Annotated in this window: 10 protein-coding genes; 3 read left to right on the forward strand and 7 right to left on the reverse strand. The window is 61.8% G+C overall.

Annotation, left to right across the window (positions count from 1 at the left end; translation table 11 throughout):
- Positions 1-3: 3 nt before the first annotated feature.
- From addA to B5F94_RS04605, 7 genes are all read right to left on the reverse strand, one after another.
- Positions 4-3,561, reverse strand: a complete 3,558-nt coding sequence (addA, locus tag B5F94_RS04575) for a helicase-exonuclease AddAB subunit AddA (protein WP_087328180.1) — start codon at positions 3,559-3,561, stop codon at positions 4-6.
- 44 nt (positions 3,562-3,605) lie between these two features.
- Positions 3,606-5,021, reverse strand: coding sequence for an alanine/glycine:cation symporter family protein (locus B5F94_RS04580; protein ID WP_343212786.1), 1,416 nt, complete (start codon positions 5,019-5,021; stop codon positions 3,606-3,608).
- A gap of 124 nt (positions 5,022-5,145) precedes the next feature.
- Positions 5,146-8,463 carry a PD-(D/E)XK nuclease family protein gene (locus B5F94_RS04585; protein WP_087328187.1) on the reverse strand — a complete coding sequence of 1,106 codons (3,318 nt, stop codon included), beginning with the start codon at positions 8,461-8,463 and terminating at the stop codon, positions 5,146-5,148.
- Positions 8,464-8,577: 114 nt separating this feature from the next.
- Positions 8,578-8,835, reverse strand: coding sequence for a hypothetical protein (locus B5F94_RS04590; RefSeq protein WP_087328190.1), 258 nt, complete (start codon positions 8,833-8,835; stop codon positions 8,578-8,580).
- Positions 8,836-8,838: 3 nt separating this feature from the next.
- Positions 8,839-10,314 carry an IMP dehydrogenase gene (gene guaB, locus B5F94_RS04595; RefSeq protein ID WP_087187407.1) on the reverse strand — a complete coding sequence of 492 codons (1,476 nt, stop codon included), beginning with the start codon at positions 10,312-10,314 and terminating at the stop codon, positions 8,839-8,841.
- A 39-nt stretch (positions 10,315-10,353) separates the two neighbouring features.
- Positions 10,354-11,106 carry an acyl-[acyl-carrier-protein] thioesterase gene (locus B5F94_RS04600; RefSeq protein ID WP_087328193.1) on the reverse strand — a complete coding sequence of 251 codons (753 nt, stop codon included), beginning with the start codon at positions 11,104-11,106 and terminating at the stop codon, positions 10,354-10,356.
- A gap of 3 nt (positions 11,107-11,109) precedes the next feature.
- Entirely contained in the window at positions 11,110-11,727 is a 618-nt protein-coding gene (locus tag B5F94_RS04605) for a hypothetical protein (protein WP_087266333.1), read from the reverse strand.
- Between the two features lie 192 nt (positions 11,728-11,919).
- Between B5F94_RS04605 and spoVAD the strand changes: the two genes are divergently transcribed.
- From spoVAD to B5F94_RS04620, 3 genes are all read left to right on the forward strand, one after another.
- Positions 11,920-12,933, forward strand: a complete 1,014-nt coding sequence (spoVAD, locus tag B5F94_RS04610) for a stage V sporulation protein AD (protein WP_087328196.1) — start codon at positions 11,920-11,922, stop codon at positions 12,931-12,933.
- A 9-nt stretch (positions 12,934-12,942) separates the two neighbouring features.
- Entirely contained in the window at positions 12,943-13,311 is a 369-nt protein-coding gene (gene spoVAE / locus B5F94_RS04615; protein ID WP_087187410.1) for a stage V sporulation protein AE, read from the forward strand.
- Positions 13,312-13,427: 116 nt separating this feature from the next.
- Entirely contained in the window at positions 13,428-15,038 is a 1,611-nt protein-coding gene (locus B5F94_RS04620; protein WP_087328200.1) for a CTP synthase, read from the forward strand.
- Positions 15,039-15,124 lie beyond the last annotated feature (86 nt).

Here is a 15,124-nt window from a genome sequence, read left to right on the forward strand (position 1 = left end):
TTGCTACAGATCCACACTCTGGTTCAACGCAAAGAACCACAGCACCCGGCGGATCACCTGTTTTCCAGTGATTTCCGCCAGAGCCCGGCTGTATGCCTCCAGCTGGGGGCGGTAGTGCTCTGCACGTTCCGCCACAGTGCGCTTGGTCACCCGGTCGGTCTTGAAGTCCACCACCGTGATGCCCTCCAGAGTCTCATAGTAGCAGTCCACCACGCCCTGGAAAAGCACCTGCTCCCCCTCCCCCGCATGGGGATAGTAGCGGCTGGCAGGCTCCAGGATGGAGAACTTGAACTCCCGCCGCAGGGAGACAGACGAGAGCAGCTGCTGCCCCAGCTCCGATTGGAAGAAGGCGGCGATGGGAGCAGGGTCCACCACTTCCCCCTGCTGGGGGGTGATGTACTGCCCCTCCACCAGCCGGGCGATCTCAGCCTGCACCCCTTCTACTGTTTCAGCCTTCTCAAAATCAATGTACTGGAGCACCTGATGAAGGGCGGTGCCCCGCTGGGCGGCGGTAAGGCCCATCTCCTCGGCGGCAAACCGGGGCCGTCCAAAGCTGAGGGATCTGGCAGGCCGCGGGGCTTCCTCCGCCGCTTCCTCGTCCAAAGCCCGGCCCTTCAGCTGGGTAGCGGTAAGCTTGGAGGGAATGGCCACCTCCGCCCCATGAGGATAGGTCCAACGCAGCAGGTCGGTCAGATCTTCCCCACCTTCTTCCTCTTCCTGCTCCCGCTGCGGAGCTGTCCAGCGGTGAGGCGGCATCTGCGCCAAGGGCGTTCCATCTACAAACCGAATGTCCCACGCCGGACCAAAGGAGGTATCCAAGACCGCCACGTCCTGTCCCGCCGCCCGGCGGAGGGCTCCCGCCTCAGGGCGGCACAGAGCATGGAGCAGCACCCACTGGCCCACACTCTGGCAGGCCAGCAGTACCTGGGGGTCCACCGGATCACCTGCGTCCCCTGCCAGCTTCTCCAGATCCTTCCCCCCGCCGGTGAGGGCCACCGACAGGATCAGCTTCTCTTTGGCACGGGTCATAGCCACATAGAGAAGCCGCAGCTCCTCCGCCATCATCTCCCGCTCCAGCTGGCGGGCAACCGCCATCCGGGCCAAAGTGGGGTATTCAATGCCCCGCTCCACGTCCAGGCCCTTGGGGCCCACACCCAGCTTGGGGTGGAACAGGATGGGGCGGCTCATATCCTCCCGGTTGAGCCGCCGGGCCAGACCGCACAGCAGCACCACCGGGAACTCCAGGCCCTTGGATTTGTGGATGCTCATAATCCGCACCCCGCCGCCGGTGCGGCCTGGGGTAGGGGGCGTCAGGGTGTTTCCATTCTCCCGCAGCCGGGTCAGGTAGGTGAGGAACCGGAACAGGCCCTTGTGGCCCGCCCCCTCGAACTGCCGGGCCAGCTCGGCCAGGGCCAGCAGGTTGCCCTGCCGGGTCTCTCCCTCCTCCATGGCGCCGAAGATGCCCAGCAAATTGGTGCGGTCATAGATGTGCCACAGCAGCTGGTGACTGCTCATGTCCCCTGACCCAAACCGCAGGTCGTCCAGCTCGGCCAGGAAGGCCTTACTGTCCTCCCCGTCGTCAGCGGCCAAGGCCGCGTAAAAGTCGGTATCCGGGCTGGCCGCCCGAATCTGGGCCAACCGGTCGGCCGAGAAGCCGTACACCGGGGAGCGCAGTACCGAGATGAGGGGCACATCCTGCCGGGGATTGTCCACGATCTGGAGCAGAGACAGGGCCACCGAGATCTCGGTGGAGCCGAAGAAGTCTCCACCTCCCTCGGCCTCCCACAGGATATCCCGCTCCCCCAGAGCCCGGGCATAGTGGCGCAGGACCGTATTGGGAGAGCGGAGCAAAATCACGATGTCGGAGGGACGCACCGGTCGGGTGCCCCCCTCCCCGTCAGAGACAGGGAAGTTTTGGTCCAGCAGGTCCCGGATCCGGCGGGCAGCAAATCGGGCCTCCAGCAGATCCCGGCTCACCTTCTCCGCGCCCTCTTCTCCATCGATATCCCCGTCCAGGGCGTCCAGCTCCACGCAGTAGGTGGAGTCCGGTTGGAAAGGGGCACCGGGGTAGAGGGCCTGGTCGTCGGAGTACTCCATCTCACCAAAGGGCACCGACATGACGGCCCGGAACAGGTCGTTGCATCCCTCCAGCACCTCGGGCCGGGAACGGAAGTTGCGGGACAGGATGACCCGCCGCTCTTCCCCCTCCCCTGCCTCGGTGTAGGGCTTGAAAGAGCGGTACTTGCCCAGGAAGATGGTGGGGTCGGCCAGACGGAAGCGGTAGATGGACTGCTTCACGTCGCCCACCATAAACAGATTAGTCCCATCTTTGGACAGAGCGGAGAAAATGGCGTTCTGTACCTCGTTGGTGTCCTGGTACTCGTCCACCATGATCTCATCGTACCGGGTGCTCCACTGACGGGCCAGCTCGGTGGGCTGGCCGTCCTCCCCTACCAGCAGGCGTACCGCCATATGCTCCAGATCGGAGAAGTCCACCAGCCCACGCCGGGCCTTCTCGGCGGCATAGGCCTCCTCAAAGTCCCGCACCAGGGCGAACAGCCCCCGCATGGCGGGGTACACCGTCCGCAGGTCGGCTAACAGGTCGTCCCCGCTGTCGGCAAACCAGTCCTCCAGCTTCTCCAGCCGCTTTTTGCAGGCGGTGCGGATGACCTTCACCCGCTCCACGGCGGCGGGGTCATCCACCATCTTCTTCCGTCCCACTGTGGGGAAGGGAATAGGCAGCAGAGCACGGGCAGCATCCCACCCCTGGCTCGCCGCCTCCTCAAACTGCTGTAAGGCCTGGGCGGTTTGGGCCACACTGTCCCCGTAATTGGCCAGCAGATTCGCGTCCCGCTCACACAGATCCCGGGCCTCCTCCATCCGCTGCCGCCAATAGGCGGCCTGCCCGGCGGCATCAGCCAGCAGCAACTTCCCCCAGGGTGTCTGCACCGGATCGGAGATTCCCTCCAGAGCAAAGGTGCGCTCCTGTTCTTCCAGCCAGGCGGCGGGATTGGGGTGGGCCTGGACCCTGCCCCGGATATCCAGCACGATCTGGACCAGCCGGGCGTCGTCCCGTCCGGCAGACATGGTGTCCACCAGCTGGGCAAAGTCCGCCTCCATGGACTCATAACGCCTGTCCAGCACATCGTTGAGGGCGCGGAGCATCAAGATGCCCGCCTCCCCCTCGTCGCACAGCCGGAAATCCGGGTCCAGATCCAGCAGATGGCCGCACTCCCGCAGCAGTTGGGCACAGAAGGCGTGGATGGTGGAGATGCCGGCCTTGTACACCAGTGTGGCTTGGCGGCGCAGGTGGCCGTCGGTGGGCCGCAGAGCCAGCCGGTCGGACAACTCCTCCACAATACGGCTCCGCAGCTCGGCAGCGGCAGCCTTGGTGTAGGTGATGACCAGGAAGCGGTCTACGTCGGCCCCCTCCTCCACCCGGGCCAGCAGACGCTCTACCAGCACCCGGGTCTTACCGGAGCCTGCCGCGGCGGAGACCAGAAGGCCACCTCCCCGGTTATCTACCGCCGCCTGTTGTTCTTCTGTCAGAGAAAAGGCCATCTGGTTTCCCCCTTCCTATGGGATTGGGTTTTATCTACGGAATATCAGTTCTCCCACTTGCGGGCATGGGCCTCGTTCCAGATCTCGGGATCGCCGATGCCCACCTCCTCGTAGCGGTACACCGGGTTTTTGCCCGCCTTCTTCTGGTTCACATAATCTTTCAGCACCTTCAGGGCCTTGCCGCCCAGCAGCAGAATGGCCACCAGATTCACCAGTGCCATCAGACCCATGAGCACATCGGCCAGATCCCACACCATAGAGAAATTCATCTGGGCGCCGATGAAGATGGCCGCCACGCAGGTCAGCCGGAAGATAATCAGGCCGGTCTTGGAGTCACGAATGAATTTAAAGTTGGACTCGGTGTAGTAGTAGTTACCCACCAGGGAACTGAAAGCAAAGAGGAAAATGGAAACGGTGATGAAGAAGGGTCCAAAGGAACTCACCTGGGCGTGGACCGCCGCCTGGACAAAGTTCATGCCCTCGCTGTAGGCGTCAATGGGCACCCCGGACAGGAGCAGCATAAAGGCGGTGGTGGAGCAGATCACAATGGTGTCGATGAACACGGACAGCATCTGCACCAGGCCCTGCTTCACCGGATGGGACACATCGGCGGCAGCAGCGGCGTTAGGGGCGGAGCCCATACCGGCCTCGTTGGAGTAGAGGCCCCGCTTGATGCCCTGCATGATGCAGGAGGCTCCGATCCCGGCAAACATGGCCTTGGGATCGAAGGCCTGGGAGAAGATCAGGGAGATCATGTGGGGCACCTGGCCGATGTTCTTAATGGTGATAAAGAGGCCCAAAGCGATATAGATGGCGGCCATCACAGGCACGATGCCGGAGGTGATGGCACTGATGCGGCGCACGCCGCCAAAGATACACACACCGGTGAGAATGGCCAGCACCGCGCCCACCACCATGGGCCAGATGCTGTTGGAGTAGTCGGGCAGATAATACTGGAGGGCAGAACCGGCGTTATAGGCCTGGAGGGCGTTGAAACCGTAAGCAAAGCAGGCGATGAGCAGCACGGCAAACACCACACCGAAGAAGCGGCTGCCCAGGGCTTTCTGGATATAGTAGGCTGGGCCGCCTACCCAGTTCTCCCCGTGCTTCTCCTTGTAGCACTGGGCCAGGGTGCTCTCAATAAAGGCGGAGGCCGCACCGATGAGGGCCAGCAGCCACATCCAGAACACCGCGCCGTAGCCGCCGATGAGGGTGGCGGCGATGATGGCGTTGGCCACACCGGCGATGTTGCCGGTACCCACCCGGGAGGCGGTGGAGATCATCAAGGCCTGGAAGGACGAGATATCCTTGCCGTCCTTTTTCTTCTCTCCCAGCACACGGATGGCCTCAGGGAACAGGCGAAACTGGACGCCCTTGGTACGGATGGTGAAGTAGAGCCCCGCGAAGATAAGCAGGGCAATCAAAATATAGGTGTAGAGGAAGTTGCTTGTGTTGCTCAAAAAGCTTCCAAAAAACGCCATAGAGTTTTAGTTCCTTTCTCTTATCTCTTAAGGAGATTTTGTGCTTGCTCGGTTGGATTTAAACGTCAGGCCTTCTATAGCCTGCCCCAAACAGGAGGCGCTTTTACTCTTGCTCCACAGCCGCCCAGAACTCCTCGCTCTTGACGGTTGGCAGCCACCGCTTTTTATCGTTCCCCCTGCCCTCCTCAAAATGGCAGGCAGCAGCGTAGTCGCACCACTGGCAGGCATTGTGCTCCGGTCCTCGCCAAAAGGGGTCGGCGTTGATGTTGCCTGCTGCCAGCTCCTGGCCGATCTCCCGCAGGATATGGTCGGTGTGCCGGGCCAGCTTGCCCAACCGTTGGGCGGACACCAGGGCCTCGCCGGTGATCTGGCCGCTCTTGTTTACCCGGATGGGCAGGAAACGGATGGGCCCCTCCTCCGGGTCCTCCATAGCGGCCACCACGGCGGGGTCGTCCAGCACCACGCCCTTGCGGCGCAGCTCCGTGTCCACCTTCTTTTGCCGTGCCTCATCGCTCATGGCCCGGCTGCCCGCCACCACTGCGTCTCTGGCGGGCAGGTAAAGGACGCCAGCCCCTGTCACATCTTGATTGTAAAGGTCTTTTCCCTCACGCTCCAGCGTGAAAAGATAGAGCAGCATCTGAAGGCCCATTCCATGCCAAATATCTGTCAAGTCAAATGACTTGCGTCCCGTCTTGTAGTCTACAATTCGCAGGTATAGCCGTCCGTCGTGAACCCAGCCGTCCACCCGGTCCACAAAGCCGGAGATACTGACGGTGATCCCGTCCACATTCAGCTCCACCGGAGGCAAATCTTTGCCGCTGCTGAAGCCCAATTCAAAAGAGATGGGCTGGAACTGAGAGGCCCGCAGCTCCTGGGCCACGTTGTCCACCACGGCGTACACCGACTTGCGAAGGCGGCGGAACAGATACTGGAACCGGGGGCTCTCCCCCTCCAGTCCCCCCAGCTCTTCCTGCACATATTGCTCCACCACCTGATCGGTAATGGCACGCAGTTCCTCGGGCGACACTTCCTTCACGCCCCCTCGCTCCTGGCAGGCTTTGAGGACGTGTTCCAGCACAAAGTGGATAAAGGTGCCGTACTCAGGGGCCTGGAATCCGGCGGCCCGCCGGGGCTCCGCCTTCAGTCCATACTGCATGAAGTAGGAGAAGTGGCAGGCCTTGTACTTGTCCATTCGGGAGGCCGACATGGGCACCCGCCGCCCGTAGAGTACATCCACCGCCGGTCTTGACAGCCGCCCCCGTTCCCGGCAGGCAGCAGAGGTCATCCGCTCCACCAGGGGGGCATACTCCGGCAGAGCCGTGAGGGCTGCCGCCGCCTGGGGGAACCGTCCAGCCAGCTCCAGCGCAGGCCGTGGGGCCGCCAGGCGGAAGGAACCGTCCAGCCTTCCCTCTTCCACCCGGCGCAGATGGGGCAGCAGGGCTTTCAGCCTTGACACCAGGAAGGCAGGGCGGTGCTCTTCTCCCTGGGCCCTTGCGGCAGACCAGCTGACATAAAACCGTTCCCGAGGCAGGGCGCAGGTCTCATAGACGATGGTCATCTCCCGGTACAGCTTGTCCCCTGTCCGTGGAGCAGGCTCCAGGCCATAGGAGGCCAGCAGGCTGCGGTCATCGTCGCTGAGCAGGCCGGGAGAGGGGGACACCGCCGGGATAGCCCCGTCGTCCGCCCCCAGCAGGAACACCGCACGGTACCCCTTGTGAGCCAGCCGGGGCATTTCGCCAGCGTTCACCCGGTCCAGGGACACAGGGATGGAACCCACGTCGTACTGAGAGAGTACCAGAGAGAACAGTCTGGAGAACTCCTCCAGCTCCATGGGGGTATCCCCCAGGATCTGGGCGCACTGTTCCAGACCGCCGCACAAAATGTCCCACAGCTGGGCGTACTCCTCCGCCAGGGCGGCCTGATCCCGCTCTTGCAGTTCCTGGGTCCGCTGTGCCAGACGCTCGGGTACCCCCATAGCCTCCAGCAGGCGGTAGAGAGCCATGGCCTGGCCCTTTCCTGTCTTGTCCGGCTGCTTCCGCAGCTCCTCCAGAGGGGCGGTCACCTGCCGCCGCAGGCCGTTGAGCCGGGCCAGCAGGGCGGTATCCTCCTCGGTGAATTTGCGCCCATAGCCCTTGGGGTGGTTGGTCCAGTCCTTTTTGCCGGTCCAGGCACTTCCCTCCAGACCCCAGGTCAGGGCATAGTTTTCCAACAGATCTACATCCTCCTGACTCAAATCAGTGAGGCCGGTTTTGAGGCATCGGAAGAGATCATCGTACCGGTAGCCCCCGGATACGGTATCCAGTGCCGCAGTAATGAAGGTTAGGATGGGCTTTTCCAGGATGTCACTCATGCGGCTGAGAAATACCGGTACCCCGTAGCGGGCAAACACCGTTTCAATGGTGGGTCCATACCCCTCCATGCTGCGGGCACACACGGCGATGTCCCGGAAGCGATAGCCCTCCTCCCGCACCAGGCGCAGGATCTCCGCCGCCGTCCACTCCACCTCGGAGTAGGGGGTGTTGGCGGTGAAAAGGGTCACCTCCTCCCCGCCTTCCTCCAGAGGGACAGGTCGGGGAGCAAACAGATTGCCTTCCAAGTGGGCCAGGGCAGCTGTCCGGCCGGTCCGGTCCCCCGTCAGCACCTCCACCTGAGCAGGCACGCCTCGGTCCTTGGCCAGCCGCAGCAGCTGCCGGGCAGTACGCCGGGCGGGGGAAAAGATACCGGTACCCCCCTCGTCCTCCTCCAGCTGATCGCAGGTCAGGGCCACCGTCACCGAGGCGCCCTTATCCAGCAGCGCGGAAAGCACCTGCCGCTCCTGGGGGGTGAAGTCGGTGAAAGCATCCACATAGAAGTCCTTGCCCGCCGCCCACTTGGTCCGGGTCAGCTGCTCAGCCAGCCGGGTCAGTTTGTCCCGGGGATCGGCCCACCGTTGGGCAGTCAAGGCCTCATAGGCACCAAAGATGAGGGAGAGGTCGGTGAGCTTGTCCCCCTCCCCGCCTCCGGTGTCGCTGCCTGCCTCCCACAGCTGTTCGGGGCTGATGCAGCAGCTTTTCAATTCGTCCACCGTGGCCAGCAGACTGCTGAGAAAGGCGGGCTTGCGGGAGGGTCGCTGGTACACTTTGAGCTGATCGGCCACCGACTTGAGTGCGGTATACAGCAGCAGCAGCCGGCCTCCCTGATCCAGAGTGGGCGCCGCCAGACCGCCGTGGGCAGAGAACACCCGGTTAGCAAGCCGTGTGAAGGAGAGCACCTCAGCGTGGAGAGAGACCGCGTTTCCGCCAATGGCACACAGCTGCCGTTCCATGTCGTGGGAGTGCTGCTCGGGCACGATGAGAACCTGTGGCCGGGTAGCCGCCCCCATAGCGGTAAGCATGGCGTAGGTCTTGCCGGTGCCCGCCCGGCCCAACAGCAGCTTGAGCATGGTACTCCCTCCTTTTTGGTCAGTGGTGAGATTATAGCATATTTACCGCTCCCACACAATGCACCGCGCACAAAAGGGGACTGCCGCAAAGGCGGCAGTCCCCTTTTTGGTACTTTACCGAACGCCGTAAGTCTCCCACAGCGCCAGGGTATTCTGATTCATGAGCTTTTCCCCAAACAGCTCCCGGAACTGAGCCGTCTTTTGCTTCCCCTGGGCCTTCAACGCCTCCATTTTGGCAGCGATCTCACCCTGGCGGGCGATCAGGCGCTCATAGGCATTTTCAAAGGCGGCCAGACGGGCAGCGGCAGCTTCGTTCTGCTCCGACGGGATGCTCCAGCGACCGGAAGAATCCTTTTCGGTGATACGCTCCATACCTTACTGGGGATTGACGGTATAGTTGGGAGCTTCCTTGGTGATATAGATATCGTGGGGATGGGACTCCTTCAGACCGGCAGCGGTGATCTGCATGAACTGAGCCTTGGTGTGCAGCTCCTCAATGTTGTGGCAGCCGGTGTAGCCCATACCGGCCCGCAGGCCGCCGGTGAGCTGGTAGATGGTGTCGCCGGTCAGTCCCTTGTAGGGTACGCGGCCTTCCACGCCTTCGGGCACCAGCTTCTTGTTGTTCTGCTGGAAGTAACGGTCCTTGGAGCCGCAGGCCATGGCGCCCAGAGAGCCCATGCCGCGGTAGACCTTGAACTGACGGCCCTGATAGACCTCGGTGTCCCCGGGGGACTCCTCACAGCCGGCCAGCAGAGAGCCCAGCATGACCACGTTGGCGCCGGCGGCCAGAGCCTTGGCGATATCGCCGGAGTACTTCACGCCGCCGTCAGCGATGATGGGAATGTCGTACTCAGCAGCCACACGGGCGGCATCATAGACAGCGGTGATCTGGGGCACGCCGATACCGGCCACCACGCGGGTGGTACAGATGGAGCCGGGGCCAATACCGATCTTCACGCAGTCGGCACCCGCCTCAATGAGGGCGCGGGTACCCTCGGCGGTAGCCACATTGCCGGCAATCAGCTGCACGTCGGGGTAGACGGCTTTGATGCGGCGGACACAGTCCAGAATATTGTGGGAGTGGCCGTGGGCGGAGTCCAGGCACAGCACGTCGGCGCCGGCATCCACCAGAGCGCGCACACGATCCAGCACGTCGGAGGTGACGCCGATGGCGGCGCCCACCAGCAGGCGGCCCTTGTCGTCGCGGGCGGAGTTGGGATACACGGTGGCCTTCTCAATGTCCTTGATGGTGATGAGGCCCTTCAGGCGGTACTCGTCGTCCACGATGGGCAGCTTCTCAATCTTGTGCTTGCGGAGGATTTCCTTGGCCTCCTCCAGGGTGACGCCCTCCTTGGCGGTGACCAGGTTGTCCTTGGTCATGACGTTGTCCACCAGCTGGCTCATGTCGGTCTCAAACTTCATGTCCCGGTTGGTGATGATACCGATGAGCTTGCCGTCCTTACAGATGGGCACGCCGGAGATCCGGTACTTGGCCATCAGGGCGTCGGCCTCGGCCAGCGTATGGCCGGGAGCCAGCCAGAAGGGGTTGGTGATAACGCCGTTCTCACTGCGCTTGACCATGTCCACCTGCTCAGCCTGAGCGCCGATGGACATATTCTTGTGGATGATGCCGATGCCGCCTTCACGGGCAATGGCGATGGCCATGCGGTACTCGGTCACCGTGTCCATGGCAGCGCTCATCAGGGGCACATTCAGTTTGATTTTGCGGGTGAGTCTGGTGTGCAGGTCGATGTCCGCAGGCAGAACGTCGCTCTCCGCGGGGATGAGCAGCACGTCGTCAAAGGTAAGGCCCTGCTTCAGAAACTTCTGGTGCTCGTCAGTGTTGACCATAGTGCATCTCCTTTTTCTTTTTATAAAATTTTACCTATTCTACTTGATTGCAGACGCTCTGTCAAGTGGCGTCAGGGTAACCGCACCTTCAAAACGGCTTTTTCCAGCCGCATCAGCGCCCCGGACATAGCGCAGACCATCCTGCTCTCCGGTAAAGAGAGTGATGGTCTCACCCGCCATACACTCCGCCAGATAGTCCACCTGGAGGGCAGAGACGTAAAAATCCTGCCCCAGCTGATCCATTCGGATGGCATCGCAGATGAAGTCGGCATAGCGAACATTGTTCACATGACCGTTGATATCGGTATCGCTGTAGTGCATAGCCCGATGATCCGCCGCCGCCATCTCCTGGGGCAATTTGAACCGGGAGAGGCTCTTGTCCTTACACAACTCGCCCCCGTCGGTACCCTGGAACTCCTCTATCTTGCTCATACGGGCCAGGCGGTGGGTATCCGCGTCGGCCAGCACCCATACGGACACCGCTTCACCTACCGGCTTACCGTCCACAAACAGGTCAAAATCCCGGTAGCTGGAGGCGCCGCTGCCGCCCCGGTGCCAGGTGCGGATGCTGAGGGTCTCATTCCACTTCAGTGGCCGGTCCAGTCGGTACCACATCCGGGCCAACATCCAAAACAGATTGTACTTTTCCATCATCTCCGGCCGGGAGGCATGGAGCTCGCAGGCCGCGGCCACCGCCGCCTCCTGCAAAATGCCCATCAGGCCGGAGGGCTTACAGTGGTTCCAGGGGTCTACATCCCGGGAATCAATGGGGTAGCCGCTCTCAAAATACACCGCTCACCCCTCCTTTTTACCACGGATGACCAGCTTTGTCTTGCAGCAGATGTCGTCAATGTCATTGTCGGTAGCCGCCGGGATACGCATGGCAGCTCCGCAGTCGGCGCAAAAGAGATCGATGGAGCTGTAGTTGACCTGAAGCTTCCAGCGGTGGGACCCGCAGGTGCAGGAAATACCGTCCCGCTGGGCAATCTCCTTCAGCTCGGAGAGCACCTCGTGCATCACCAGCTCGTCCAAAAAGGCGCCTTTCTCCTCCCCTTCCGCTCGCTCCAGCTTGTCGGCGGCGGCCTCCAGCCGCTGGAGGGCAGCAAATACCGGCCCTTCTTCACCCACATAGCAGCAGTCCAGGCCGGACTGGGCACAGGAAAAGGCCAGCACCTTCTGGTGCAGGAACGCCTGGGTGGAGCAGGTCACGGTGTGGTCCCGGCCGCAGGACAGGCAGGGCACCGTCAATCTCACCCGATCCCCCATCATCTCCACCCGAAGGGCGGACTTGCCGCAGGGACAGGGCAGTTCATTGGCGGACGCCGCCAGTTGAAACACCGTACGCTCCACCGCTACACTCTGGTGGCAGGAAGGGCACAGATAGGCCAGGGTACGTTTGGATTGTTCTTCCATAGCGGACCTCCCGTTCGGCCCGTAAGGCCGGTTGTGCCGGTGACCCGGCAATATATATGTTACATTATAACGCAAACAGGACGGATTGACCAGCCAGTCCGCTTACAAAATCCAGAGTCATATTTTGCGTACTTTTCGTTCAAAATAGTATTTGTCAGGCGGACAGCCGCCCAAGCAAACAGAGGTGAGGATATGGCAAACAAAAAACTGGGCCGGCAGACCGTGGCCCTGCAGGACCCGCCTTCGGTCATCGGCAGCGCAGCCGTGGTGGGCAAGAAAGAAGGGGAGGGTCCTCTGGCCGCCACCTTCGATCACATCAGCCAGGACGATTCCTTTGGAGAACGGAGCTGGGAAAAGGCGGAGAGCGCCATGCAGAAGCTGGCTCTGGCCGCCGCCCTCAGCAAGGCCGGCCTCAGTGTGTCCGGTCTGGACTACCTGCTGGCGGGAGATCTGCTCAACCAGTGTATCGGCTCCGGCTTTGCCGTCCGGGGACAGGACGTGCCCTTCTTTGGGCTGTACGGGGCCTGCTCCACCATGGCGGAGAGTCTGTCCCTGGCCTCCATGCTGCTGGACGGGGGATACGGCACAAAGATCGCGGCCATGACCTCCTCCCACTTCTGCTCCGCCGAGCGGCAGTACCGCTCCCCCCTGGAATATGGAGGCCAGCGCACCCCCACCGCCCAGTGGACGGTGACCGGTTCTGGCTGCGTCATTCTGGCCGACCAGGGGCCGGGGCCCTATATCACCCACGTCACCACCGGCAAAGTGGTGGACAAGGGCATCAAGGACGCGGCCAATATGGGCGCCGCTATGGCGCCCGCCGCCTATTCCACGCTCTCAGCCCATTTTCAGGACACGGGCCGCAAGCCCTCCGACTACGATCTGATTGTCACCGGCGATTTGGGTCAGCTGGGCCGTGACATTGTGGCCGACTGGTTCCACCGGGACGGCATGGAGCTGAAAAATTTCAACGACTGCGGCACCCTGATCTACGATCTGGAGGGGCAGGACGTCCACTGCGGCGGCTCCGGCTGCGGCTGCTCGGCAGTGGTGCTGGCAGGGATGCTCCTTAACGGTATGGCAGGAGGCCGCTGGAAACGTATCCTGTTCTGCGGCACCGGCGCTCTCCTCTCTCCCACCTCCTCCCAGCAGGGGGAGAGCATCCCCGCCATCTGCCATGCGGTGGCGCTGGACATCAGAAAGTGAGGTATATCCATGGAGATTTTCTGGACCTATGCCCGGGTCTTTCTCTGCGGCGGGACCCTCTGCCTCATCGGGCAGATTCTCATTGACAAGACCTCCCTCACCCCCGCCCGCATCCTGGTCTCCTATGTGGTGGCCGGGGTAATTCTGGGCGGACTTGGGATCTACCCCTGGCTGGTAGAGTGGGGCGGAGCAGGAGCCACCGTGCCCCTCACCGGCTTCGGCTATCTGCTGTCCAAGGGTGTGGCGGAGGCAGTGGCAGAAAAAGGCGCACTGGGCATTCTGACCGGCGGCATTACTGCCGCGGCAGGCGGGATCACCGCGGCGGTGCTTTTCGGCCTGCTGGGGGCGCTGCTCTTCAAATCCCGCCCAAAATCTTGACAAACCGTCCCTGTGGTGGTAAAGTATCCGCCGTGAACGAGGGCGTTCCATGAAATGAGGCCGTACTGCCTCCTTTGATGGACGCCCTCGCTTTTTTATTGTCAGGAGGGGATTGGATGACAAAGTATATTTTTGTGACCGGCGGCGTGGTTTCTGGTTTAGGCAAGGGCATTACGGCCGCTTCCTTGGGCCGGCTGCTGAAAGCCCGGGGCCTGAAGGTGGCCGCTCAGAAACTGGACCCGTACATCAACGTGGACCCGGGCACCATGAGCCCCTATCAGCACGGCGAGGTCTTTGTAACCGAGGATGGGGCGGAGACCGACCTGGATCTGGGCCACTATGAGCGCTTTATTGACGAGGATCTGAATCAGTTCTCCAACCTGACCACCGGCCGGGTATACTCCAACGTCATCGCCAAAGAGCGCCGGGGAGAGTATCTGGGCAAGACGGTGCAGGTCATCCCCCACATCACCGACGAAATCAAGCGCTTTATCTACGCTGTAGGCCGGAAAACAAACGCGGATGTGGTGATCACTGAGATCGGCGGCACCACCGGCGATATGGAGAGCCAGCCCTTTTTGGAGGCCATCCGTCAGGTAGGCCGAGAGGTGGGACAGGGCAACGCCCTCTACATTCATGTAACCCTGGTTCCCTATCTGAAGGCCTCCGGTGAGCACAAGTCCAAGCCCACCCAGCACTCGGTCAAAGAATTGCAGGGCATGGGTATCTCTCCCGACCTCATCGTGCTGCGGTGCGACGAGCCGATTACCGACCGCAGTATTTTTGAAAAGATTGCCGGGTTCTGCAATGTGAAGCCGGACTGCGTTATTGAAAATGTTACCCTCCCCACCCTCTATGAGGCTCCGCTGATGCTGGAGGCCGCTGGTTTTTCCTCTGTGGTGTGTCGGGAGCTGGGACTGGAGGCCCCCGCACCCGACCTGGCCGAGTGGACCGCCCTGGTGGAACAGATCAAAGGTCTGCGCTCCACTGTCACCATTGGTCTGGTGGGCAAATACGTACAGCTCCACGATGCCTATCTGTCAGTAGCCGAGGCTCTCCGCCACGCCGGATATCCCCTGGGAGCCAGGATCCACATTCGCTGGATCGACTCGGAGACCGTTACCGAAGAAAATTACACCCAGGTACTGAAGGATCTGGACGGCATTCTGGTGCCCGGCGGCTTTGGCTCCCGGGGCATCGAGGGCATGATCCTGGCCGCCCGGTACGCCCGGGAACACCAGGTCCCCTATCTGGGTATCTGTCTGGGGATGCAGGTGGCGGTCATCGAGTTTGCCCGCCATGTGGCCGGGCTGACAGACGCCCACTCCGGTGAGTTTGAACCTAAGTGCCCCCACAAGGTCATTGACTTTATGCCCGGCCAGAGCGACGAGATTGACAAGGGCGGCACCCTGCGGCTTGGGGCCTATCCCTGCGCCGTCCAGCCCGGTACCATGCTGGCCCGCTGCTACGGCGCACCCCTGACCCAGGAACGGCACCGCCACCGCTATGAATTCAATAACCAGTTCCGGGAGATCCTCACTGAGGCCGGGCTGATACTCAGCGGTCTTTCCCCCGACGGCCGGCTGGTAGAGGCGGTGGAACTGCCCCACAGCCCCTTCTATGTGGGCGTGCAGTACCATCCGGAGTTTAAGAGCCGCCCCAATCGTCCTCATCCCCTGTTCCACGGCTTTGTGGCCGCTGCCGCTCATCGCCATCGGCAAGCTTAACGCCCCATTTGTGCAAGTCCTTATGTCACTAGTTGCATAAAATTTAGCTCACAAAAGCATTTGTTTTACAGTTATCTTTCCTAAAT

The organism is Flavonifractor sp. An4 (assembly GCF_002161755.1).
In the GTDB taxonomy this organism is placed as follows: domain Bacteria; phylum Bacillota; class Clostridia; order Oscillospirales; family Oscillospiraceae; genus Flavonifractor; species Flavonifractor avicola.

Excerpts from the sequence above, each read along its gene's own strand:
- guaB (WP_087187407.1), bottom strand. The coding sequence starts at position 10,314 with ATGGTCAACACTGACGAGCACCAGAAGTTTCTGAAGCAGGGCCTTACC.
- addA (WP_087328180.1), bottom strand. The coding sequence starts at position 3,561 with ATGGCCTTTTCTCTGACAGAAGAACAACAGGCGGCGGTAGATAACCGG.
- B5F94_RS04585 (WP_087328187.1), bottom strand. The coding sequence starts at position 8,463 with ATGCTCAAGCTGCTGTTGGGCCGGGCGGGCACCGGCAAGACCTACGCC.
- spoVAD (WP_087328196.1), top strand. The coding sequence starts at position 11,920 with ATGGCAAACAAAAAACTGGGCCGGCAGACCGTGGCCCTGCAGGACCCG.
- B5F94_RS04605 (WP_087266333.1), bottom strand. The coding sequence starts at position 11,727 with ATGGAAGAACAATCCAAACGTACCCTGGCCTATCTGTGCCCTTCCTGC.
- B5F94_RS04590 (WP_087328190.1), bottom strand. The coding sequence starts at position 8,835 with ATGGAGCGTATCACCGAAAAGGATTCTTCCGGTCGCTGGAGCATCCCG.
- spoVAE (WP_087187410.1), top strand. The coding sequence starts at position 12,943 with ATGGAGATTTTCTGGACCTATGCCCGGGTCTTTCTCTGCGGCGGGACC.
- B5F94_RS04620 (WP_087328200.1), top strand. The coding sequence starts at position 13,428 with ATGACAAAGTATATTTTTGTGACCGGCGGCGTGGTTTCTGGTTTAGGC.